The sequence below is a fragment of the Pseudomonas sp. RIT357 genome, from assembly GCF_000632245.1.
In the GTDB taxonomy this organism is placed as follows: Bacteria; Pseudomonadota; Gammaproteobacteria; order Pseudomonadales; family Pseudomonadaceae; genus Aquipseudomonas; species Aquipseudomonas sivasensis.
On sequence record NZ_JFYX01000048.1, the window covers coordinates 175252 to 197479 of the forward strand.

General features: G+C 60.8%; 17 protein-coding genes. 11 read left to right on the top strand and 6 right to left on the bottom strand.

Annotation, left to right across the window (positions count from 1 at the left end):
- Positions 1-3 precede the first annotated feature (3 nt).
- Positions 4-2436, bottom strand: a complete 2433-nt coding sequence (locus BW43_RS01865) for a TonB-dependent siderophore receptor (RefSeq protein WP_032891320.1) — start codon at positions 2434-2436, stop codon at positions 4-6.
- A 223-nt stretch (positions 2437-2659) separates the two neighbouring features.
- Positions 2660-3076, bottom strand: a complete 417-nt coding sequence (locus BW43_RS01860) for a VOC family protein (RefSeq protein ID WP_032891323.1) — start codon at positions 3074-3076, stop codon at positions 2660-2662.
- Between the two features lie 196 nt (positions 3077-3272).
- On the opposite strand from BW43_RS01860, the gene feaR reads away from it, so the two are divergent.
- The 7 genes from feaR (at position 3273) to BW43_RS01825 (ending at position 11928) form a co-directional block, all read left to right on the top strand.
- Entirely contained in the window at positions 3273-4214 is a 942-nt protein-coding gene (feaR, locus tag BW43_RS01855) for a transcriptional regulator FeaR (RefSeq protein WP_032891326.1), read from the top strand.
- A 130-nt stretch (positions 4215-4344) separates the two neighbouring features.
- Positions 4345-6459 (top strand): PQQ-dependent dehydrogenase, methanol/ethanol family, encoded by a 2115-nt coding sequence (locus BW43_RS01850; protein WP_032891329.1) that lies wholly within the window; start codon positions 4345-4347, stop codon positions 6457-6459.
- A gap of 87 nt (positions 6460-6546) precedes the next feature.
- A complete protein-coding gene (locus BW43_RS01845) occupies positions 6547-7401 on the top strand; it encodes a transporter (RefSeq protein ID WP_032891331.1) in 855 nt (284 codons plus the stop codon).
- Between the two features lie 133 nt (positions 7402-7534).
- Positions 7535-8797 (top strand): serine hydrolase, encoded by a 1263-nt coding sequence (locus BW43_RS01840; RefSeq protein ID WP_032891333.1) that lies wholly within the window; start codon positions 7535-7537, stop codon positions 8795-8797.
- 117 nt (positions 8798-8914) lie between these two features.
- Positions 8915-10252 (top strand): hypothetical protein, encoded by a 1338-nt coding sequence (locus BW43_RS01835; protein ID WP_032891335.1) that lies wholly within the window; start codon positions 8915-8917, stop codon positions 10250-10252.
- 39 nt (positions 10253-10291) lie between these two features.
- Positions 10292-11395, top strand: a complete 1104-nt coding sequence (locus tag BW43_RS01830) for a polyamine ABC transporter substrate-binding protein (protein WP_032891337.1) — start codon at positions 10292-10294, stop codon at positions 11393-11395.
- Between the two features lie 44 nt (positions 11396-11439).
- Entirely contained in the window at positions 11440-11928 is a 489-nt protein-coding gene (locus BW43_RS01825) for a DUF3237 domain-containing protein (RefSeq protein ID WP_032891339.1), read from the top strand.
- Between the two features lie 759 nt (positions 11929-12687).
- Here the strand turns inward: BW43_RS01825 and BW43_RS01820 are convergent.
- Together BW43_RS01820 and BW43_RS01815 are read right to left on the bottom strand one after the other, a co-directional pair.
- On the bottom strand, positions 12688-13299 hold the full coding sequence (locus BW43_RS01820; protein WP_032891341.1) for a TetR/AcrR family transcriptional regulator: 612 nt from the start codon (positions 13297-13299) through the stop codon (positions 12688-12690).
- 95 nt (positions 13300-13394) lie between these two features.
- Positions 13395-15137 (bottom strand): sigma-54-dependent Fis family transcriptional regulator, encoded by a 1743-nt coding sequence (locus tag BW43_RS01815; RefSeq protein WP_032891343.1) that lies wholly within the window; start codon positions 15135-15137, stop codon positions 13395-13397.
- A gap of 269 nt (positions 15138-15406) precedes the next feature.
- Here BW43_RS01815 and BW43_RS01810 point away from each other — a divergent pair, with 269 nt between their 5' ends.
- The 3 genes from BW43_RS01810 to BW43_RS01800 all read left to right on the top strand — a co-directional run bounded on the left by BW43_RS01810 (position 15407) and on the right by BW43_RS01800 (position 18723).
- Positions 15407-16882 carry a benzaldehyde dehydrogenase gene (locus BW43_RS01810; RefSeq protein ID WP_032891344.1) on the top strand — a complete coding sequence of 492 codons (1476 nt, stop codon included), beginning with the start codon at positions 15407-15409 and terminating at the stop codon, positions 16880-16882.
- Positions 16883-16926: 44 nt separating this feature from the next.
- On the top strand, positions 16927-17694 hold the full coding sequence (locus BW43_RS01805; RefSeq protein ID WP_032891346.1) for a coniferyl-alcohol dehydrogenase: 768 nt from the start codon (positions 16927-16929) through the stop codon (positions 17692-17694).
- Between the two features lie 81 nt (positions 17695-17775).
- Positions 17776-18723 (top strand): transporter, encoded by a 948-nt coding sequence (locus BW43_RS01800; protein WP_032891347.1) that lies wholly within the window; start codon positions 17776-17778, stop codon positions 18721-18723.
- On the opposite strand, the gene mhpT is transcribed toward BW43_RS01800, so the two are convergent.
- A complete protein-coding gene (mhpT, locus tag BW43_RS01795) occupies positions 18701-19933 on the bottom strand; it encodes a 3-(3-hydroxy-phenyl)propionate transporter MhpT (RefSeq protein ID WP_032891349.1) in 1233 nt (410 codons plus the stop codon). The two genes, BW43_RS01800 and mhpT, sit on opposite strands and share 23 nt — an antisense overlap.
- A 309-nt stretch (positions 19934-20242) precedes the next feature.
- Here mhpT and BW43_RS01790 point away from each other — a divergent pair, with 309 nt between their 5' ends.
- Entirely contained in the window at positions 20243-21559 is a 1317-nt protein-coding gene (locus BW43_RS01790; RefSeq protein ID WP_032891351.1) for an OprD family porin, read from the top strand.
- 9 nt (positions 21560-21568) lie between these two features.
- On the opposite strand, the gene BW43_RS01785 is transcribed toward BW43_RS01790, so the two are convergent.
- Positions 21569-22054 (bottom strand): MarR family winged helix-turn-helix transcriptional regulator, encoded by a 486-nt coding sequence (locus BW43_RS01785; protein WP_032891352.1) that lies wholly within the window; start codon positions 22052-22054, stop codon positions 21569-21571.
- Between the last annotated feature and the right edge of the window lie 174 nt (positions 22055-22228).

Below are 22228 nucleotides of genomic sequence, written 5' to 3' on the forward strand. Positions count from 1 at the left end.
GGCTTAGAAGTCGTAGGCCAGCTTGGTGTACCAGTAGCCGCCGCCGGGGTAGAACGGCGGGTTGCCGTAGGGCGCCAGGCCCAGGTTGCTGTAGACGGCGTGCCGGTCTGGGCGCACGTCGAAGATGTTGGTGCCGCCGATGCTCACGGTGATCTGGTCGACGAAGGTGTAGCTGACGTCGAGGTCGGTGATCCATTTGGCGCCGAAGCTGCGGTCGCCCGTGGGGTTGACCGCCAAGGTCTTGACCGCGCCGTAGCGGCTGGTTTGCAGGTTCACTGCCAGGTCCTCGACCTTCCAGTTGGCGCCCAGGATCCATTTGGTGTTGGGCGATGCTTCGGTCAGGTCGCCTTCGCGGTCGCGGCCTACCAGGGTGACGCCGGAGTTGGCCAGCGCACTCGGGGTATCGCGGTTGCCTTCGATAGTGGTTTTGTTCCAGTTGAAACCCAGGCTCCAGCGCACATCACCCCAGGCATCCAGCGGCGTGGTGTGGTCGGCGACCACGTCCAGGCCACGGGTGCGGGTATCGAAAGCGTTGGTGTAGTAGTTGACCCAAGTGCCGGATGGCACGCCTTGGGCGGTGAGGATGCCGTTGATCACGCCATTGCCTTGGTCGTAGATGTTGCTGGTCAAGGCGATACGGTCGTCGATGTCGATCAGGTACGCGTCAGCGGTTATGCTGGTGCGCGGTGCCGGTTGCCAGGTCAAGCCCAGCCCGAGGTTGCGTGACTTCTCCGGCTTGAGGTCATCGCCACCCAATGCTTTGGCCAGGTTGCTGCCCGACGGGGTCAGGCGGGTGACGGCAGGCACCACGTTGCCGTTCACGTCTACGGCGACTCGGTTGTCGGCCACGGTGTAGCCGATCTGGGTCAGGGAAGGCGCACGGAAACCGGTGCCGACGGTGCCGCGTACGGCCACGCTGTCGGTGAGTTCGTAGCGCGAGTTCACTTTCAGGCCGAAGGTGTTGCCTGAGTCGTCGTCGTAATGTTCGACACGCCCGGCGACGTCGAGAAACCAGCGCTCGGTCAGGTCAAAGCCTAAATCCAGGTAGCCGGCGTAGTTGTTGCGGATCAGGCTGACTTCATCTTCCGGGCGAATCGTCACCGCCGCCTGAGCGCCCGATGCCGCCGGGTAGGTCCCGGTGATATAGGCCTCGGGGTCGCCGGCGAACGTGCTGAAGTGTTCCCAGCGATGTTCCAGACCGGCCGACACCTGCACCGGCGAAGTCAGATTAAACAAACTGTCGTAGCGGCGAGTGAAGTCCAGGTTATTGACCCACTGCTCAAAGCGGAAGGTGGCCAGGTTGTCGAATTTGGTCGGTGAGGCGGTGCCCAGGGACGGGTTGATGTTGAGGTCGCTGGAGTGGTGGACATTGTTGCGCCCGTAGGTGGTGCTCAGGTCCCAGTTCCACTCGGCCGCTTGGCCCTTGCCGCCGAACAGTAGCTGGTAGTCGCGGTCCTTGATGTTGTTCAAGGGGTAGTAACCGTCCGGGAACACCTCGGGCACGGCGGCGCGGCCGGTGGGCAGGCGGAAGTAGTTGGCCGCCTCGGCATCACGCTCGCCGTAGGTGGAGAACGAGTAGAGGGTCAGGTCTTCAAGGGGCAGTTCGGCGTTGTAGGCGAGGTTGAAGGCCTTGAGGTCCGGGTCGCCATTCTTGATTGCCACACGGTCCCAGGCGGCTTCCTTGGCCGGATCGTTGAAGGCCCTCACGCTGCCGTCGGCCTTGTCGTTCCAGGAGGCTTCGCCGCGTTTGCGTGCATCGGCGGAGAGGTGGAAAAAGCCGCCGTCGCCCAGCTTGAAACCCTGGTCGCCGGCCACCTTGATGGTTTCGCCCTGGCCGGAGAATAACTGGCCGTAACTGGTTTCCAGGTGCCCGCCGCTGTTGCCGGTCTTGAGGATGATGTTGATCACCCCGGCCACCGCATCGGAACCGTACTGGGCGGCAGCGCTGTCTTTGAGCACTTCAATATGGTCCACCGAGCTGACCGGGATCAGGTCGATATCCACCGCATTCGCGCCGCTGTTGTCGATGGACCCGCGCTGACCGGTGGCGCCGTTGTGGCGACGTTTGCCGTTGACCAGCACCAGCGTGTAGGCCGGGCCGAGGCTGCGGTTACTCAGTGGGCGAGTCACCGAGTTGTAGCCGGCGATATTGGTGCCGAAGTTGAACGACGGCAGCAATTTGGCAATCGCTTCGGACAATTCGGCGCGACCGGTCTTGAGCAGTTGCTCGCTGTTGATCACATCGATCGGCGCCGGGCTGTCGGCCACGGTGCGCTCCTGGCCACGCAGGCCGGTGGAGATCACGGTGACGGTGCCGAGTTGGGCGTCTTCCGTCGCGGCTTCGGCGAAGGAGGGCGCAGTGGCGAGCAGCAGGGAGCTGGTCAGCAGTGACAGGTGAAAGTTCTTGAGGGGCAGCGGGGAGGTGAGGTCTGGCATGTCGAGATCGGTCCATTTAGCCTGATAGCAGGCTCCTGGTGGTCGGGGGTACGTCCTCCGCCAGGTATGGGGTCGGTCTGTGAAGTGAAGATATTCCTATAAAAAACCCGAGGGAAAGTCTTTTTTGGAATAAGCTAATTATTAGATATTGTCATTATGTGGTTTTTTAAGATCATCTATTTTTATGATGTTGTGTCACGGGGGCGGCGGGGCCGAGCCTGCATCAAGGCTGCACAGCCGGGCCCTTCAACTCGATTTGATTACCGTCCGGGTCATTGAAATAGAGCGACCAGCCTGTGCCCTCTGCGCCATAGCGCATCTCGGCTTTTTCAGCGGATATTCCCGCGTCAGCCAAGTGGCCGAGAATGGCCTGCTCATCGAACGGCTCGACCCGCAGGCAAACGTGATCGACGTTGTGCCCTTGCTTGCCCGCCGGCTTCCCGCCTTGGCGTCCGATGGAGCCATTCACGTCCACCAAGTCGATCATGGATGCCCCAGCGCTCAGGTGAATCAGGCCCAGGTCTTCCCGGCGCTTTTTGACCTCACATCCCAGCACCGAGGTATAGAAAGCCAGGCTGCGCTCGATGTCCTGCACCCGCAGAACCACATGGTCGAGGCGTTGAATTGAAAAATTGCGCATAACCACCACTCCTGTTTGAGCCTTGATTTTAGTACCCGGGCAGTGTGTGTGACGGGTGATTTGAGGTCAAAAGCAATAGCGCGTCGGTCTTGGAGCGGCCGGTTGCTCACCCACATCAAGCCCAGCCCGCTTGCACCCGGAAAAAATAGATAATATGTTAACGGTATAACTATAAATAACCTGTGGGAGCGAGGATATGCCTGCCTTGTTGAGCACTCGTGAGGCGTTCGCCAACTGGAACCGCGACTTGCGTACGGTGTGCGGTAATTTCAGCACAGCCCTGTCCGAACAGCACACACTGTTTATCGGCAGCGTCCACGCTCAGGATGTGTGCGGCCTGGAGTTGGCCCATATCCGCACCAATGCAGGATTGATCAGTCGCCATCGCACCTCGGGTGACGGCGATGACGATCGTCACTGTTTTCTCATTCTTCAGAGCAGCGGCCACCAGCGCATCCGCGGGCAAAATCAGGTGATTGAATTAGGGCCTGAAGACATCGCCCTGGTGGACTCGGCCCAGGCCTTCGACATAGAGCCGCGAGGGCTGGTGCAGAATATCTCGATTCACCTGTCACGCCAGGAAGTCAGCCATCAGCTTGGCCCGCAACCGCTGTTTGGCAAGCTCGCGCGCAACAGTGTCGCCACTCACATGATTCGCGCTCTGGTGCGTTCGTTGGGTGACGTTGCGTTGAGCCGTGACTCCGGCGGCAGGAGCGATGGGCCCGCGCTGGAACATGCATTAATCCGGTTGGCTGTCGCTGGCCTGGATGAACGCACCGACGGGCAGCCCGCCTTTGCCTGCGTGGGTCATGATGATCTGTACGGCTTGGCCACCCGCCTGGTTGAGTCTTCCCTGCAAGACGCTGAATTGGGCCCTGACTATCTGGCGCGGCAGTTGAACGTCTCTGTCCGCCAGCTCTATCGGTTGTTCGAGCAGCGCCACGAAAGCATCTCTCGCTACATTCAGCAGCGCCGCCTGGAGCGGGTGGCCCAGGATCTGCGCTGCCAGGATCTGCGCCATGAATCCATCACTCAGATCGCCTTTAAATGGGGTTTTGTCGACGCCGCGCATTTCAGCCGCGCGTTCAAGCGTCATTTTCAGCACGCCCCTCGGGATTTTCGCCAGCACGCTACGTAAGTGCGCGCCTGGCAGAGAATGCCAAGCGCTTTGGCAGCGTCAGTCAAGTCGCGCAGCGCGCCAAGTCCTCTAATAAGCTTGCCTGGGCTGGGGGTGATACCGAGCCGCTTATCGCTGGAGAAAAATAATAATGAGATTACGCAGCCTGTTGCCAGGCATTCCCTTACTGATGGCTACGTTCTGCTCTGTTGTGTGGGCGGGCCCGGCGCAGGTCGATGGCCAGCGAATCATCGCGGCCGACCAGGAGCCCGGCAATTGGATGAGCCACGGCCGCACCTATGACGAGCAGCGTTACAGCCCACTGGACAGCGTCAATGCCGGCAACGTCGCACAGCTGGGCTTGGCGTGGACGACCAAGCTGGATATCGACAGCGGCACCGAGGCCACGCCGCTGGTGGTCGATGGTGTGATGTACACCACCGGCGCCTTCAGCATCGTGTATGCCATCAATGCCGCCACCGGTGAGTTGCTGTGGAAATACGACCCGAAAGTGCCCGCCGAAAACCTTAGCCAGGGGTGTTGTGGGCCGGTCAACCGGGGCGTTGCGGTGTGGCAGGGCAAAGTCTATGTGGGCAGTTTCGATGGACGCTTGATCGCCCTGGATGCGGCTAATGGTCAGCCGGTGTGGAGCGTCGATACCATTATCGATCGCACAAAAAGCTATTCGATTACCGGCGCGCCCCGCATCGTCAAGGGCAAGGTGCTGATCGGCAATGGCGGCGCCGAGTTCGGCGTGCGCGGTTACGTTACGGCCTACGATGCCGACACCGGTAAACAGGTATGGCGCTTTTATACGGTGCCGGGTGACCCCAAGCTGCCAGCGGAAAACCCCGCCATGGCCAAGGCCATGAAAACCTGGGATGGCGACGGCTGGGTGAAGTGGGGCGGTGGCGGCACGGTCTGGGACTCCATGGCCTACGATCCGCAGCTTGATCTTCTCTATGTGGGCACCGGCAATGGCTCACCCTGGAACTACCAGTTCCGCACCAATGGCAAAGGTGACAACCTGTACGTGTCGTCGATTCTGGCACTGCGCCCAGACACCGGCGAATACGTGTGGCACTACCAGATCACGCCGCAGGACCAGTGGGACTTCACGGCGACCCAACACATGATCCTGGCCGATATCAAGATCGACGGCAGCCTGCGCAAAGTGATCATGCAGGCGCCGAAGAACGGGTTTTTCTATGTCCTCGATCGCACCAACGGGCAATTGCTCTCGGCGAAGAATTTCGTCCCGGTCAACTGGGCCAGCGGTATCGACCTGAAAACCGGGCGTCCGATCCTCACCGGCGCGGCCGACTATTCCAAGGAGCCGAAAGTGGTGCAGCCGAGTTTCCTCGGCGGGCACAACTGGCACCCGATGTCGTTCAGCCCCAAGACCGGTTACGTCTACATCCCGGCCCAATACACCCTGGCCGAACTGAAAGCGGCCAAGGCGCCGATGTTCTTATCGAACAAGTCCGTGGTGAACTTCGGCCTGGATGTGCCGGACCTGCCTGAGGCCCCGAAAATCCTGAATAAAATCCGCGACGCCTGGAGCGGCGAACTGATCGCCTGGGACCCGGTAAAACAGAAAGCCGCCTGGAAGCAACCGTACATCAGCGCCGGCAACGGCGGCACGTTGGCCACGGCGGGTAACCTGGTGTTCCAGGGCACCGCCGATGGGCGCGTCGTCGCCTACCGCGCCGACACCGGCAAGCCGCTATGGGAGCATCGAGCCAATTCAGGAGTAATGGCCGGGCCCGTCACCTACACCGTCAATGGCGAGCAATATGTGGCGTTCTCTGTGGGGTGGGGCGGCATCATTCCTTTGCTGACCGGCCCATTGACCAACAAAGGCAAGGTGCGAGCAGAGTCGCGGGTGATCGCCTTCAAGCTGGGTGCGCACGGGGAGTTGCCTGCGCCGAAAGCTGCACCCGTCATGCCGACGACCCATCAGGCACTCACTGCAACCCCCGAGCAACTGACCCAGGCGCGCGGTCTGTTCAATGGATTGTGTGCCGGTTGCCATGGCCTCAATGCTATCAGCGGCGGTGTGGTGCCAGACCTGCGTTACCTGGATGACAACAAGCACGCGGCGTTTCCCGCCTTTCTCAGCGGGGCGCTGATCAATGGAGGGATGCCGAATTTTTCCGACATTCTTCAGCGCGAAGACATGGAATTGATCCGTCAATACCTCGTCAAGCGGACCCAGGATCTGCAAGCCGATCTCAAGGCTGGCGGACACACCACCGCGCACTGATTCCAATCCGTTTCACCTAAGCCTGGCGACTCCCCACGGAGTCGTCATGGCGAAGCTCTGCCTCCAATAAAAATAACGGGACCCGCCATGAAAACACTTAGCACTCTGACGTTCAGCGCATTGTTTGCCAGTCTGGCGCCCTTGGCCCAGGCCGATGTCAAACCCGACCCCGGCGACTACACCGCGCTGCCCCAAGGCACCGATGTGGTGGTGCTGTACCAGCAGAATCCGCGAGGGGACAAGGTGTATTCCGGCGGCAAGAAAGTCGCCGACAACCTCGACCTCGACCTGACTGTCGGCGTGTTGCGATTGATCCACTTCACCGAGTTCTTCAACACAGGCTTGACCTGGGATCCACAGATTGTGATCCCCTTCGGTTATCAGAAGATCGGCGCCACCGACAGCAAAAACTCTGGGCTGGGGGATATCACCTTCGGTGGAACGGTATGGACCATCGCAGACCTTGCCAGAAATGAACACCTGGGCTGGTCGGTGTTCGTCACGGCACCCACCGGCAGCGATAAAAACCAGGGGTTTGCGTTGAGCGATAACCGCTGGGCCTTGGACTTTCAAGTCGGCTACATCAAGGGACTCACCGATAAAATCACCTGGGACGTGATCGCCGAAACGGAGTTCTACGACAAGCAGCGCGCCACCGACGCCGAAAAAGCGCCGCTATTCCAGTTGCACAACCATTTACGCTACAACTTCACCCCGGACACTTACGCCGCGATTTCGTATCGACATAACTGGGGCGCGCGCCAGACGCTTGACCATGAAACCCTCGCCACCAGCCGCAGTAACGGCACGCTCGGTTTCACTGTCGCCGCGATGCTGGGCAAGCAAGTGCAGGTGATGGGGCAGCTCATGCATGACACCTCGGTGCGCGAGGGCGTGAAGATCGATAATTCGCTGCAGTTTCGCGTGGCGTACTTCTACTGACGGCAAGGTGATCGGCGGCCCCTGGCCTGGAAAAGCTTTTGATCGGTTAAATCTTTTATTGACTAAATAATATTTGCCGGTTAATTATTGCTTCGCATCTGCTCGCATGCAGAGTCATTTCCAGGGTTACACCATGGGTCAGAAAATCACGCCGTCATTGGCCAGCCTGTATGTCCAGACTGACGAGGCGTTGTCCAAGCCTCGCCTCGCACCTTTACTCATGCAGGGCTTCCCGTCAGAGCCCGCACGCCGCGTTACGTGGGACAACTGGATGCGTTCGCCCTTCAGTCAATGGGGGTTTCGCAATCTCGCACGACTGCGTCCCACCATCGACGTGCAGGCGGGCGCAGCACCTGCCAGCCCGCTCAAGGTTGCCCCGACAGCCTTGGATTCGCTGTATTTCAACAGCGAATGCGGGCTGAGCATCAGCGTTATCGATCACCTTGTGGCCAGCCAGACCGACGGGTTCCTGGTGATGCAGGGCGATACGGTGTTGTTCGAGCGTTACTTCAACGGACAGCGCGCCGGTGATCGACACATCATGTTCTCGGTGACCAAGTCGTTGATTGGGACGTTGGGTGAGCAACTGGTCACCGAGGGCGTGCTCAGACCTGAGTTGCTCGCTGCGTATTACGTCCCCGAGCTGGCCGGCAGTGCGTTTGGCGATGCCACGGTGCGTCAGTTGTTCGACATGGCGGTGGGCATCGACTACAGCGAGGTCTACGACGATCCCAACTCAGAGAGTTCGCAGTACGGTTATGCCTGCGGCTTTCAACCGGCTCCGGCGGCTTACGCGCAATTCGCATCCCTGTACCAGTACTTGCCATCTCTCAAGAAACGCGGCAGCCATGGCGGATTTTTCCATTATGTGACTGCGACCACCGAAGCCTTGGCATGGGTTATGGAACGTGCGTCGGGCAAGGCTTGCAGTCAGATGCTGGAGACGATCTGGGAGCGCCTGGGTTGCGACCGTGACGGCTACTTCATGGCCGACGCCTGGGGACGCAATGTGGCGGGCGCAGGCTTCAGCGCCACCTTGAGGGACATGGCGCGTTTCGGTCGGCTGCTGGCCAACAATGGACGCCACGAAGGGCTTGAACTGCTGTCCCCTGCGACCGTCGCCCGGATCGCCGCCGGTTCCGATCCGGCGATCTACGCGCAAAATGACGAGTTTTCCAGCTGGACGCCGGGTGCGTCCTATCGCAGCCAGTGGTACGTGTTCAACGATCACAGCCAGGCACTGATGGCCGGCGGAATTCACGGCCAGTACCTGTTCATCGACAAGCCGTCCGGCGTGGTGATCGTCAAGCAATCGTCCCTGACGGAAGCGGTCGGTCCGTTCGATGCCGACAGCGTGCGGATGCTGCGTGCCATTGCGGCCCACCTGAATCCCTGACACACGCCCAACAATAAGAGTCTTGCGTTCTATTCACCTGGCCCCGGCCAGGTGTTGGCGGCGCGCTGCGTCGCCATTGACTGCCCTGTAACAACAATAATTCCACAGGAGCTTCTTATGGTTTTCACCAAGCGTTTCTCACGAGCGCTCTTAGCGGTCGGCTTACCCCTGACCACCCACGTCGCGTTGGCGGGCTACACCTTTGAGGACGGCAATCTCAAGGGCGAAGTCAACTTCACGGCGGGTGGTGGGACGCTGTTTACCCGTGGCGTTAACTTTGGCAGTGGCCAGGTTGATGCACGCAGCGGTAAAAACGGCGGCGCGAACATCAACTGGCAAGAGCTCTACATCAAGCCCGGCGTCAAACTCGACTACGCGCTGCAGCCCGATTTCAGCCTGCTGGCGGGCGGCTCCTTGGTGGCTGCCAGCACGTTCGGCGATGGCGATGCGGGCGGCTTCACCCGCAGCTCCGACGGTAAAGCCGCGTTTGAAGAGCTCTACGCTGGTTTTCGGGCCGGCGAGTGGACCTTCACCGCAGGCCGCCAGAACTACATGATCGGCACCGGGTTCATCGTCATGGACGGCAACCTCGACCAGTACAAAGACGCCGCCTACTGGCTGGGCCCTCGAACCGCATTCAAGGATTCGGCGGTCCTGGCCTGGAACCATGGCGCACTCAAATCCCAGGCATTCACCTTGCGCACCGATGACGATTTGGGCGACTTCCGCATGACTGGCGTCAACCTCGATTACAACGTCGATGACCAGGTGACCCTGGGGGCGATGGCCATGAAGGTCCATGCCCTGGGGCCCAGAGGCAGCACATTCCCGCGTCTTCGTGACGGGATGCAGGTCTACAACATCAGGGCGCTCAACGCCAAGGTGCCCGGTGTGCAGGCACTGACGCTGAACGCCGAATACGCCATTGAGCGCGGCAGCGGCGAGGGTGCCGACTACGATGCCAACGCTTGGTATGGCCAGGCCGACTATGCCTTCAGCACGCTGCCGCTGACACCGATCATCGGCTACCGCTACGCGAGTTTTTCCGGTGACGACAACCTCACCGACAACCGCCAGAAAGCCTGGGACCCGCTGAGCAAAGGCTTTGTCGACTGGAGCACGTGGCTTATCGGCGACGTGGTCGGTAACTACCTGCTGTTCAACAGCAACGAAAAGGTCCAGCAGTTCTCGCTCAAGACCCACCTCAGCGACACCGTGACCCTCGGCACGATTCACTATCAGTTCTGGCTGGACGAGAAGAACTACATGGGCGCGGCGGTCAGTGACCGGCGTTTTGCCGATGAGAGCGTGGTTTTCCTCGACTGGACGCCCACGCCGTCGTTCTATACATCGCTGTCCTACAACTGGGTCAAGCCACTGGCCGCTGCCAAGCAAGTCTTTGGCGATGACCAGAGGTTCAGCGCGCTGGAATTGTATTTCACCTATCGCTACTAAGTGCCGCGAGCCATCGTGGCCGCGCTGGAGTGTTTAATCATGAACAGGTTTTTGCGTCACACCTTGCTGGGCACTGTCGCCTCCCTTCTGATCAGTAGCTTTTGCCTGGCGGAAGAACGAACCGTACGGATCTACAACTGGATCGAATACCTGCCGCCGGAAGTGCTCAAGAGCTTCCAGGAAGAAACCGGTATTCGCCCGATTTATGACGTGTTCGACAGCGCTGAAACCATGGAGTCCAAGCTGCTGACGGGCAACTCCGGGTACGACGTGGTCTTCCCCGGCACTGCCAACCTGGGGCACCTGATCACCGCCGGTGCCGTCCAGCCCCTGGACCGCAAGCAGTTGCCGAACTGGGAGCACCTGGACCCGCAATTCATGCAGTCCCTGGAAGCGGTGGGTGACACTGGCAATCGCTACGCCGCACCTTACCTGTGGGGCACCACGCTGATCGGCTACAACGTCGACAAGGTGCGCAAGGCCCTGGGGCCCGACGTAAAGATTGACACCTGGGACATCATCTTCAAGGAAGAAAACCTCGCCAAACTCGCCAGTTGCGGCGTGGGTTTCCTCGACGCAGGCAACGAAATCGTGCCCATCGCCTTGCACTACAAGGGCCTGGACCCCAACAGCCAGAAGCGCGAGGACTATGCGCAGGCCCAGGCGGCGATGATGAAAATCCGTCCCTACATCACCTATTTCAACTCATCGCGCTACGGCATGGACCTGGCCAACGGTGATATCTGCGTCGGCGTGGGCTGGTCCGGTGGCGTCGCGCTGGCCAAGCAATTGGCGGATGCCGCCGGCAAGGGCGTCAAGGTCGAGATGGCCTTGCCCAAGGAAGGCGCGCCGATGTGGTCGGACGTGATGATGATCCCGGCCAATGCCCCCGACGTGGCCGAGGCCCATGCGTTCATCAATTACATCCTGCGTCCGGAAGTGATTGCCCGCATCAGCAACAAGATCGGCTACCCCAACCCGAACAAGGACGCCACTGCACTGGTAGACGCCAATATCCGCGACAACCCCAACATGTATGTGCCGGAGCAAGTGCGTAAGACGTTGTTTGCCCTGGAGCCGATTCCGCCTGCGATCGAGCGAATCCGTACGCGCACCTGGACCAACATCAAGACCAACCGCTGATCCCCTGCGACCCGGTGCATGCGCGCCGGGTTTGGAGTTGTGCCATGAGTGAGCATTTGGACTTGATGGACGTTGCGCCTAATTTGCAGCGCGTGCTGACGTTGCGCGTGGCCATAGGGCGTGGGGTGATGCTGGGCGACAGTGTTGACGGTTTGCGCTGCAACTACCCGATTGTGGGGGGGGATTTCGAGGGGGTAGGTATTCGCGGTCAGGTGCTGGCGGGCGGCGAGGATTTGTTTGTTCTGCGCCCGGATGGGCTGGGTCAACTGGACGCTCGCTATAGCCTCAGGACTGATCAGGGAGAGCTGATTAATCTGCGTAATCGGGGGGTTCTGAACATGACGGAGTATGGGCGTCAGTTGGAGCGTGAGGGGCAGTGGCCGATTCCCGAGACGGAGTATCGGTGTACCTGCACGCCGGTGTTTCAGGTGCCGAAGGGGCGGTTGGATTGGCTTGGGCGTGCGAGTTTTATTGGGTTGGTGCATTACCCCAGTGCTGATCAGGTGGTGGTTCGGTGTTATCGGTTTTACTGAGGGCGCTTGGTCCAGTGATGTGCGGGTTCTGTCCGGGGTACCGAGTTCGAGTGCGATGGCGGTTTGTCGGTGTACATATCCGTTATTGGGGTAACGGCGGCTATGGGTTCCGCTCTTACAGCGGGTCACTTTTTGAAGAGCGCAAAAAGTAACCAAAAACGCTTCGCCCCAACACTCGGCACCTCGCCTAGGCTCGGTGTGCCCTCACTCCGGCTTGAATCCGTGGGCCGCCGCGATGGGCCATCCATGGCCCAGCGCGGCTAACCCGGCGTCCTGCCGGGTTACCCACGGATTCAAGCCTGCGTTCGGCCAGCGTGTTTGATGGGGCGCCCAAGATCAAGATCAAAAGCGCAGATCAAAAGACCGCTGACTTCGTCAGCGAAGAGGATGTAAGGGCCGGATCAAAAGCAGGGCAAAAGCAGAGCAAAAGCAGGGCAAAAGCAGGGCAAAAGCAGGGCAAAAGCAGGGCAAAAACAGAGCAAAAGCAGACTGAGACCTATCTGTCTGATCTATGGAGATCAAACTGTGGGAGGGGGCTTGCTCCCGATGGCGGTGTGTCAGCCAACAGAGCTGTAAATGAACCACCGCCATCGGGAGCAAGCCCCCTCCCACACGGTTACCAGAGGACACGAGACAAAAATCCGGCCGGCTCTAAGGCCGTCGCGCACCCCAGCGCGGGACAAGCCCGCTCACCACAGAGTGAGGCGTCAGCCTGTCAGAATCGTGCAGATAACCATGCTCATGGGGGCAACCCCTCAGTCAGGCCTGCATGCCATAAAACACCAGCTCCGTAATACGCCTGACCTGCGTGGAGTGCGCTTCTATATCCGGGTGTTCCTGATTCACCAGTCTGAACAGTTGCAGGTGTGAATAATCGTTCAGTAAAAACGCAGCCATTTCCACGTCCAGTTGCGGGCGTAGCTTGCCGGCCAGTTGCAGTTCGCGCAGCAGTTGGCTGATCTCAGCCCTGAGTGCGTCGTTCATCGCGCGATAGCCGGCGGGGAGTTCGTTGGTGCCGCCGAACAGGATCAGTGGCAGCAATTCACGCCACAGGCTGGGGTGCATGACTTCCAGGGCGTAGCCGGTCAGCAGCCGTTCGAGGTGGCACAGCGCGTCAACCGGATCTTCGATTTCCTGGATCAGGCGGCGAGTGTCGGTGATCGCGCGTTGATCGGCGTGGTGCAGGATTTCCAGAATGATTTCCTGTTTGTTGCCGAAATACTTGAACACCGTGGGCGCCGATACGCCAGCCTGGCTGGCGATCTGTTCGATGGTGGTGTTCTGGAAACCCTGGCGCTCAAACAGTTCGATGGCCGCCTTGCTGATGGCTTGTCGGCGTTCGGCTTTCTGACGTTCACGCAGTCCGGTCACGGGTGCTCCTGGTCACGATTCAAAGGGGGCTCGGTACCCGTGCAAAATACTTAATCGGATAAAACATTTAAAGCACTCATTTTCAGGCAATCCCTTCAAGGCTGTTGCCGCTGGTGCTTCTTCAACCGATAGGCAAACTGAGCACGGCTAAGCCCCACGAGTCTGGCGGCGGCGGCGAGGTTGCCGGCGTTCTGTTGCAGCGCTTCGGTGATCAGGCGTGATTCAAGGCCCTCGATGGAAAACCCCTGGTCCAACTGCCCAAGGGTGTCCAGCAGTGCTGGTCGCTGCAAAGGTGCGGTGTTTGACAGGCTGCCATGGTCGTCCAGGCCGTACGGATCCGCCGGCAGTGGCTCGTTGCGAAACAGGTGCACCAAATCGATGGCCTGGCCTTCGTCGCTGGCGATCAGGCCGCGTTCGATCAGGTTTTGCAGTTCGCGCACGTTCCCTGCGAAGTCGTAGCGCAGCAGGACTTTAAGGGCGCGCATGGTCAGGCCCACGGGTGTACGGGCGTACTCCTGGCAGAAGCGGGTGAGGAACGCGTTGATCAACAGCGGGATATCATCGCGGCGTTCACGCAACGGCGGCAGGGCGATGGGGTAGACATTCAGCCGGTAGAACAGGTCTTCGCGAAAGGTGCCGTCAGCCACCGCTTTGCGCAGATCGATATTGGTGGCGGCCACTACCCGCACATCCACCGTGATGCCGCGTATGCCTCCGACGCGTTCGATCTCGCGCTCCTGCAATGCCCGCAGCAGTTTGCTTTGCCCGGCCAGGCTGAGGCTGGTGATTTCATCCAGAAACAACGTGCCGCCCTGGGCCCGTTCAAAACGCCCGGGCCGTGAGTGGGTGGCGCCGGTGTACGCGCCGCGTTCAACCCCGAAGAGTTCAGCCTCGATCAGGTTGTCCGGGATCGCCGCGCAATTGAGCGCCACAAACGGGCTGTCGTGGCGACGGCTGAGTTGATGTAACTGGCGCGCAAACATTTCCTTGCCCACGCCGGACTCCCCGCTGATCAGCACGGTGGCGGGCGTCTGCGCGACGCGTTGCAGGGCCTGCATTGCTGCATTGAACGCGGCACTGGCGCCCACCAAAGGTCGGGGCGCGCTGGTGCTGGCAAGGCGGTCTACCGGGCTGTGGCGCGCACAGGCGTCGGCGGTGTGGGTGACGGTCGAGGACACGTTCAGGTAGCGCAAGTCCTGCTCAACATCACCCCATTGTTCAGCGGTCTTGCCGATCACCCGGCAACTGCTGTGGCCCATGCCTCGGCACTCTACTTCGCGAAAGATCACCAGTTGCCCGAACAGGCCACTGACAAAACCGATGGCGTAGCCGGTCTCCGTCCAGCACACAGGGTCCTGGCCGATGCCGTAGGCGCCCACATGCTCATCGGCCTCGCAGGAGTGGTGCCAGAGAAACTCGCCTTCATAAAAGCCCGAGTCGGCGTCGAACTTGAAATGCAGCGGCTCGACCTTGGTCATGCCTTCCAGGGTGTGCAGGTGCGTCCCGGCACGAAACACCGCAGCGGCATCAGCGTTTGGCCAGCGCTCGCGGATCAGCCGGGCATCCCGCGCTCCGGAGGCATAGCCGGTACGGGTGAACAGACCGCGCGCCTGCTCCAGCCCCAGACGCTCGATGACTTCCCTGCGCAGGGCGCCGAACGAGGAACTGTGCAGCAGCAGCATGCGTTGGTCGTTGAGCCAGATCCGCCCGTCTTCGGGAGAGAAAAACAGGCAGTCGGTCAGTTCCGCAGGCGTCGGCGAGCTGCTGTCACTGAGGTGGCGACTGTCGCCGCGCGGATGGTAGGGCGCAGTGGCTGGCGCGCTGTGGGGGTTAGTCATTGTTATGCCCCTGCAAAGCGAATGAACGATATGAGTAACTGCTCAGATAGTTACTAAACATAACCTTATCAATTGAACAAGTGCCAGGCCCCTGGTTTTTGCGGCCGATGGGCGAGTGGTAAACGGGCGGCACGTGTCAGGCCCCGTTCCAGAGCCCTCGGCGGTTTATGTCTGCGTCAGCACGTGCAAGCGGCACAGCCTTTGCTCAAGGCCAAATGCGGCGTTTGCACTTGTGCAGGCGATGACAATTACAAGAACCGGGAGTTGCCATGTCAGTGTCTGAAACCACCCACCTGTTACAGCGGGCCCTTGAGTCCGAATGCCTGTTTAACGGCGATTGGATACCCGCTTCGGGATCCGTGAGCCCCGTGATCGAACCCGCCACCGGCGAGCCGCTGCTGCGCTGCGCCATGGCCAGCCCGGCCGATGTCGCCCTGGCCAGTCGCAGCGCGGCCCTGGCCCAAACGGCGTGGGCCGCACTCGGTCCACGGGAGCGCGCCGAGGTGTTTCGCAAGGCGGCCGACGTCGCCGAGCAGTCTTTCGCCGAACTGGCGCTTTACCTCGCGCGGGAAACCGGGGGCGCGTTGTTCAAGGGCGAACACGAAGTGCGCGAGGCGATTGTGCTGCTGCATCAGGCGGCGGGCTTGTTGTCTCAACCCCACGGAGTGGTGCTGCCCAGTGCGGCGGGGCGATTGTCCTATGCTCGGCGCCAGCCCCATGGCGTGGTTGGGGTAATTTCACCGTTCAATTTCCCGCTGATACTGTCACTGCGCTCGGTGGCGCCGGCATTGGCGGCGGGCAATGCGGTGGTGCTCAAGCCTGACCCGCAGACGCCGGTCAGCGGTGGTTTTCTCATTGCCCGACTCTTCGAAGAAGCAGGCTTGCCCAAGGGCCTGCTGCACGTGTTGCCCGGCGACGCAGCGGCCGGTGAGGCGCTGTGCCGCGACCCCAATGTGCGGATGATCGCGTTTACGGGCTCCACGGCAGCGGGGCGCAAAGTCGCCGAGGTGGCCGGTCGGCACCTGAAAAAAGTCGCGCTGGAACTGGGCGGCAAGAACCCGTTGATTATTCTCGAAGACGCCAACCTCGACCTGGCCGCAAGCAATGCCGCCTGGGGCGCCTGGCTGCATCAAGGGCAAATCTGTATGGCGACCGGGTTGATTCTGGTCCATGAATCCATCGCCGCCAGCCTGACGCGCAAGTTGGTGGAAAAGGCCCGGGCGCTCACCGTGGGCAACGCCGCCCGGGGTGAGGCCGCGCTCGGCCCATTGATCAATCAACGCCAATTGCAGCGCGTGCACGAGATAGTCAGCGACAGCCTGCAAGCCGGCGCGCGGTTGGAAGCGGGCGGCGAATACGACCGGTTGTTCTACCAGCCCACCGTGCTCAGTGGCGTACGTCCGGGCATGCGCGCCTTTGAGGACGAAGTGTTCGGCCCTGTGGCCACGGTGGTCAGTTTTGCCACGGACGAGGAGGCCATCGAATTGGCCAACCGCACCGAGTACGGGCTTTCGGCGGCGATCATTTCACCCTCGGTGGGGCGCGCCATGGCCATTGGCGAACGACTTGATTGCGGCCTGCTGCACATCAACGACCAGACCGTGGCGGACGAATGCATCAACCCCTTCGGCGGACGCGGCGCCTCGGGCAATGGCGGCAGTGTGGGTGGGCCGGCCGACTGGGACGAGTACACCCAGTGGCAATGGGTCACCGTAAAAAACACGCCGCCGACCTATCCCTTCTGAGCCCCGGCTCGCGCATGCCTATACAACAATAAGAGGGCTTGACCATGAACCTGTACCGCAAAACCTTGATCGTGACCGGCGTGGCGTCGGGCATTGGTGCGGAAGTCGCGCGATTGGCGCGCTTCCAGGGCGCCAGGGTGATCGGCGTCGATCGCCATGAACCGCAATTGACGCTTGATGGCTTTTTCCATGCCGACTTGAGCGATCCCACCAGCATCGATGCGCTGGTGGCGCGCCTGCCGCAGCAGGTCGATGCCCTGTGCAACATTGCCGGCGTGCCCGGTACGGCGCCGATGCAAACGGTGGCCGAGGTCAATTACCTGGGCCTGCGCCATCTGACTCAAGCGCTGCTGCCGCGCATGCCGGCGGGCGGCAGCATCGTCAATGTCGCTTCGGTACTCGGTGCGCAGTGGCCGCAGCGGTTGGCGCTGCACAAGGCGCTGGCGGCGACCGAAAGTTTCAGGGCCGGGCAGCAGTGGCTGGCCGCCAATCCGGTGGAGCAGGGCACCTGTTATCAGTATTTCAAAGAGGCGCTGATCGTCTGGAGCCTGCAGCAATCCCAAGGATGGTTTCGCGATCATTCGGTACGCATCAACTGCGTCGCGCCGGGGCCGGTGTTCACCCCGATTCTGGGGGATTTCGTCAGCATGCTCGGCCCGGAGCGGGTGGCCCAGGATAGCCAGCGCATGACGCGTCCCGCCCTGGCCGATGAGGTGGCGTCGGTGATCGCCTTCCTCTGTTCGGACGCTGCGCGATGGATCAATGGGGTCAATCTGCCGGTGGACGGCGGGTTGGCGGCCACCTACGTGTAGGCGCTGCAGCCGCGTTAAACCCCGGGGCGGATCCACCGCGCCGGGGGTCTTGAACAACAACAAAAATACAGGACATACAAGATGCTCAAGCCAATCTTGCGGACCGTTGCGGCCTCAACATTTGTCGCACTGTCATCGACTGCACACGCTTACGACCTGCCCGGACTCAACCTGGGCAGCACCAGTTTCTACGATGGCTCGCCAGCGCCTGCCGGACCCGGTTGGTACCTGGAGGAATACCTGACGTACTCGCGCGCCAGCCGCTTCAATGACGCCAACGGCAACAAGCTGGCGCTGCCCAAGCAGGACGTGGAAGTGGTGGCGCCGACCACGCAGATCATCTACGTCGGCCAACCCCTGGCCAATGGTGCGATGCCCGGATTCACCGTGATCAACACGTCCCTGGCCCATGTGGATGTGGACGATGGTTTGAATAACGCGGCACTGAGTTCGCGGGCAGGCTTTGGCGACGTGGTCGTCGGCCCCTTCCTGCAACTGCCGACCCTGAACCGCGCCGATGGCAGCCCGCTGTTGACCCAGCGGGTCGAAGTCGATGTGGCGATCCCGGTAGGTGCCTACGATCGCAAGCGCTCGATCAACCCTGGCAGCAACTTCTGGTCATTCAACCCGTATTACGCGGCGACCTACTGGTTCAACCCGAAGTGGTCGGCGAGCGGGCGCTTCATGTACCTGTGGAATGGCAAGAATGACCAACCATCGGCCAGTTTTGGCGATGTCTCCGACACCCAGGCGGGGCAGGCGTTGCATGCCAACCTGACGTTGCAATACGCAATCGACCAGCAGTTGAGCGTGGGCTTGAATGGCTATTGGTTGAAGCAGATCACCGACACCGAGGTAGAGGGGCATGCGGTGAGTGGTCGGCGGGAAAAGGTCTGGGCCATTGGCCCGGGCCTGGTGTACGCGTTCAACAAGGAGAATGTCCTGTCGGTGAACGCGTACTTTGAGCAGGAGGCGCAGAACCGCACCCAGGGCAATAAGCTGGTGCTTAACTGGCTGCACCAGTTCTAGACGTGGAGGTGCCGGGCAGGTTCAGTGGCGCCGCACGCACCATCACGCTGATGATGGTCAGTGCGGCGATCACCACGCCGGGGGAGGTAGCCAGCAGCACGCCGGCGGTACCGGCGCCTGCCGCAAGGAGTTGCCCGGCCGCCAGTGGCCCGGCCACCGAGCCCAGACGGCCGATGGCCACGGCCGCACCCACGCCGGTGGCGCGCACTGCCGTGGGGTAGGAGGGCGGGGCGCTGGCATACAGCACCAATTGCGCAGCCATCACGAACAACCCGGCAGCGAAACCCGCGACGGCCATGGGCACGATGCCCACCGACAGGCCGACACCGGCCAGCGCCGCCAGCAACCCGGCGTACACAAACAGCACCACTTTGAGCGCGTTGCAACGGTCCAGCAGCACGCCACCGAGCAGTGAACCGAGGGCGCCGCCGATATTGAAGAGCATCTGCACCATGCCCGCCTGGGGTTTGCTGAAACCTTGTTCCAGCAACAATGAAGGCAGCCAGTTAAGCAACATGTACATCACGGTCAGGGTGAAGAAGTAACTGAGCCACAGCGCCAGGGTGGTGCGGGCGCGACCCTCGCCGAACAGCGCCTGGCCCGTGGATGGGCGGGCGCCTGGCGTGTGGTCGACCTGCTGGCGAAAGACGTTGGATTCGGGCAGCAGCAGGATCATCAATGGCACGGCCAGCAGCGGCGCCAGGCCGCCGATGATAAAGGTGGTCTGCCAGTGTTCACTGGAAAACATCGCCACCACGGCGGCCAATGCACCCCCCAGCGGTACACCGCAGTACATGACACTGATGGCGGTGCCGCGATTGCGCTCGCTCACCGCTTCGGCACACAGCGCAATCAGGTTGGGCAACGCGGCGCCCAGGCCCAGGCCGGTGAGAAAACGCACCAGCAACAGGCTTGAATAGCTCTGCACAAATGCCGTGCTCAAGGAGAACAGCCCAAACAGCAGCACTGCGATCACCAGGATTTTCTTGCGGCCGATACGGTCGGCGATCCATCCGCCAAAAAACGCTCCCGGCAGCAGGCCGATGATCCCGACGCTGAATACCCAGCCGAGCATTTTCGGGTCAAGGGCAAAACTGTTGCGCAGCCCGGCAGCGGTGGTGCCGGCCGCCTGTAGATCGAAACCCTCGATCAGCGCAACGATAAAACACAAAGCGATCGTCAGCGTCGAACGACGCGATGAACTGTTCATGGGCAAACCTCGTTGTTGTTTTTGTTGTGGTGGCGAGCCTGACCGGCTGCTGGAAATTAAGATAACAAATATAACTATAAAAAGAAGGGTGCCGGACCCCAGTCTAAAATCATGACGCAAGCCGTCTAACGCAGGTGTTTGAGATTAACGTCAGTCGAAAATATGAAAATAGATAGGTTTATTAATGTTCGATTATCGGTCAGTGGCGGTTGACGAAGGGCTCCAGCTGTTTCCATTCTCTGTCCGCGAAGCCCACTGGGCCACGCCTGTGCCACCCCCAAAAACAACAACAAAAAATGGACATCGAACATGCCAAAACTCCCCACGGACGCCGTCGCGGCGGCCTGCTGTGTGTCGAACAGCACTCCACGCCTGATCAGTGCACTGCTGATGTTCAGCATCCTGCACACTCCGCTGTGGGCGGCGGGGTTCATCGACGACAGCCACGGCACCCTGACGCTGCGCAATTACTACCTGGACCGTGACTACAAGGACGACGGCGCCAAGACCGCCGCGCGAGAATGGGCCCAGGCGTTCATGCTCAACCTGGAGTCTGGGTACACCCCTGGCGTCGTAGGCTTTGGCCTGGATGTGCGTGGGCTGATGGGGATCAAACTCGACTCGTCGCCGGACCGCAGCGGCACCGAGCTATTGCCGGTGTCGGCCAGCGACAAGCGTGCCGCCGATGAATACTCACGCCTGGCGCCCACCGCCAAATTGCGGTTTGCACAAACCACGGTGAAGGCCGGTGACGTGTCAATCTTCCTGCCATTCGCCTTCGCCAGCCCGTCCCGCCTGCTGCCCCAGACCTTTCGGGGCACCACCTTGAGCTCCAAGGACATCGACGGGCTGACCCTGAACACGGGCTATATCGACCGTATCAACAAGCGTGATTCCACTGACTACCAGGCTATGACCATCGCATCGCCCAACCGGCGGTTCAATGCGACGGCGACCACCTCACACCTGGCGTACGTCGGCGGGGATTACCAGGTCAATAAAGACCTCAGCCTGCGCGTCTATCACTCCCAAGTGGCGGACCTTTACCAGCAGGACACCCTGGCGTTGCTGCACAACCTGCCGGTGGGCGATGGGGTATTCACCAGCGACCTGCGCAGTTTCTTCAGCCGCGAGGACGGCAGTGCCAAGGCTGGGGACGTGGATAACCGTAACCTCTCGGCGCTGTTTGCCTACCGCTTGGGTGGGCACCGCGTCAGCCTGGGTTACATGCATTCCAGCGGCGACACTGCCACGCCCTATATCTCCGGCACGGAGCTGATGGGCATGAGCGAACTGACCATGAGTTCGGATTTTCTCAACGCCAAAGAGCGCACCTGGCAGGCCATTTACGACTATGACTTTGCCGCATCCGGCATGCCGGGCCTGAAGGGCCGGCTGCGTTATGTGCGCGGCGATAACATCGAGTTGGCGGCGTTCAATGCCGAGGACCGCAAGGAACGTGAGTTCCAGATGGAGTTGGGTTACGTGATCCAAAGCGGCCCGCTGAAAAACGTCGGGCTGATGGCACGCAAGTCGATCTACCGCAACGACTTCCCAGGCGGCGCGGCCTTTCGCGATGAAAACCAGACCCGCTTCCTGGTGCTCTACACCGTGGCGCTGTGGTAGATCGCGGGATCAGTCCTGATACACCTTCTTGAGCAAACGCAGCAGCTCTGCACGTTCCTCGACGTCCAGGGCTGCGGTGGCGTCCAGGTCGCTCTGCGCGGCAATGTCCTTGAGGGACTTGAGCAGGATTTCGCCCGGTTTGCTCAGGAAAATCCCATAAGAGCGCTTGTCGGGTTTGCAGCGCACGCGTACGGCGAGGGCGCGGCTTTCCAGCTTGTTCAGCAACGGCACGACCTGGGGCGGTTCGATGGCCAGGGCGCGGGCGAGGTCGGCCTGCATCAGGCCGGGGTTTTGCTCGATGATCGCCAGGGCCGAGAACTGTGCGGGGCGCAGGTCGTGGTCGGACAGTCGGCCGATCAGGTTCTGGAACAGCTTGAGCTGGGCGCGGCGCATGGCATAACCGATCAGATCGTCCAGGGCTGAATCCAGCGGCGGCTGTACCTCGTCATGGTCGGGCAGGGCCTGGCTGGTGGCGATGTTGGAAGGCTTGGCCATTAGCAGTGCAATCCTCAGAAGGTAGCGGTTAACAAGGCTATCTAGTTTGCCGGGGTTGGCGCGCTGTGGCTACGACGGTTTTTCACAGTCGTTAAATATTGGTTACTCAGGTTAATAGTTAATTGACATAACTATATTTGCGGTTTAATTTCGAATCATCTTCAAACCCAGAAC

Bases quoted from the DNA above. Each gene is read 5' to 3' on its own strand.
- BW43_RS01805 (WP_032891346.1), top strand. From the start codon at position 16,927: ATGAACCTGTACCGCAAAACCTTGATCGTGACCGGCGTGGCGTCGGGC.
- BW43_RS01815 (WP_032891343.1), bottom strand. From the start codon at position 15,137: ATGACTAACCCCCACAGCGCGCCAGCCACTGCGCCCTACCATCCGCGC.
- BW43_RS01810 (WP_032891344.1), top strand. From the start codon at position 15,407: ATGTCAGTGTCTGAAACCACCCACCTGTTACAGCGGGCCCTTGAGTCC.
- BW43_RS01865 (WP_032891320.1), bottom strand. From the start codon at position 2,436: ATGCCAGACCTCACCTCCCCGCTGCCCCTCAAGAACTTTCACCTGTCA.
- BW43_RS01830 (WP_032891337.1), top strand. From the start codon at position 10,292: ATGAACAGGTTTTTGCGTCACACCTTGCTGGGCACTGTCGCCTCCCTT.
- BW43_RS01860 (WP_032891323.1), bottom strand. From the start codon at position 3,076: ATGCGCAATTTTTCAATTCAACGCCTCGACCATGTGGTTCTGCGGGTG.
- BW43_RS01800 (WP_032891347.1), top strand. From the start codon at position 17,776: ATGCTCAAGCCAATCTTGCGGACCGTTGCGGCCTCAACATTTGTCGCA.
- BW43_RS01850 (WP_032891329.1), top strand. From the start codon at position 4,345: ATGAGATTACGCAGCCTGTTGCCAGGCATTCCCTTACTGATGGCTACG.
- BW43_RS01790 (WP_032891351.1), top strand. From the start codon at position 20,243: ATGCCAAAACTCCCCACGGACGCCGTCGCGGCGGCCTGCTGTGTGTCG.
- BW43_RS01845 (WP_032891331.1), top strand. From the start codon at position 6,547: ATGAAAACACTTAGCACTCTGACGTTCAGCGCATTGTTTGCCAGTCTG.
- BW43_RS01785 (WP_032891352.1), bottom strand. From the start codon at position 22,054: ATGGCCAAGCCTTCCAACATCGCCACCAGCCAGGCCCTGCCCGACCAT.
- BW43_RS01825 (WP_032891339.1), top strand. From the start codon at position 11,440: ATGAGTGAGCATTTGGACTTGATGGACGTTGCGCCTAATTTGCAGCGC.
- mhpT (WP_032891349.1), bottom strand. From the start codon at position 19,933: ATGAACAGTTCATCGCGTCGTTCGACGCTGACGATCGCTTTGTGTTTT.
- BW43_RS01835 (WP_032891335.1), top strand. From the start codon at position 8,915: ATGGTTTTCACCAAGCGTTTCTCACGAGCGCTCTTAGCGGTCGGCTTA.
- feaR (WP_032891326.1), top strand. From the start codon at position 3,273: ATGCCTGCCTTGTTGAGCACTCGTGAGGCGTTCGCCAACTGGAACCGC.
- BW43_RS01840 (WP_032891333.1), top strand. From the start codon at position 7,535: ATGGGTCAGAAAATCACGCCGTCATTGGCCAGCCTGTATGTCCAGACT.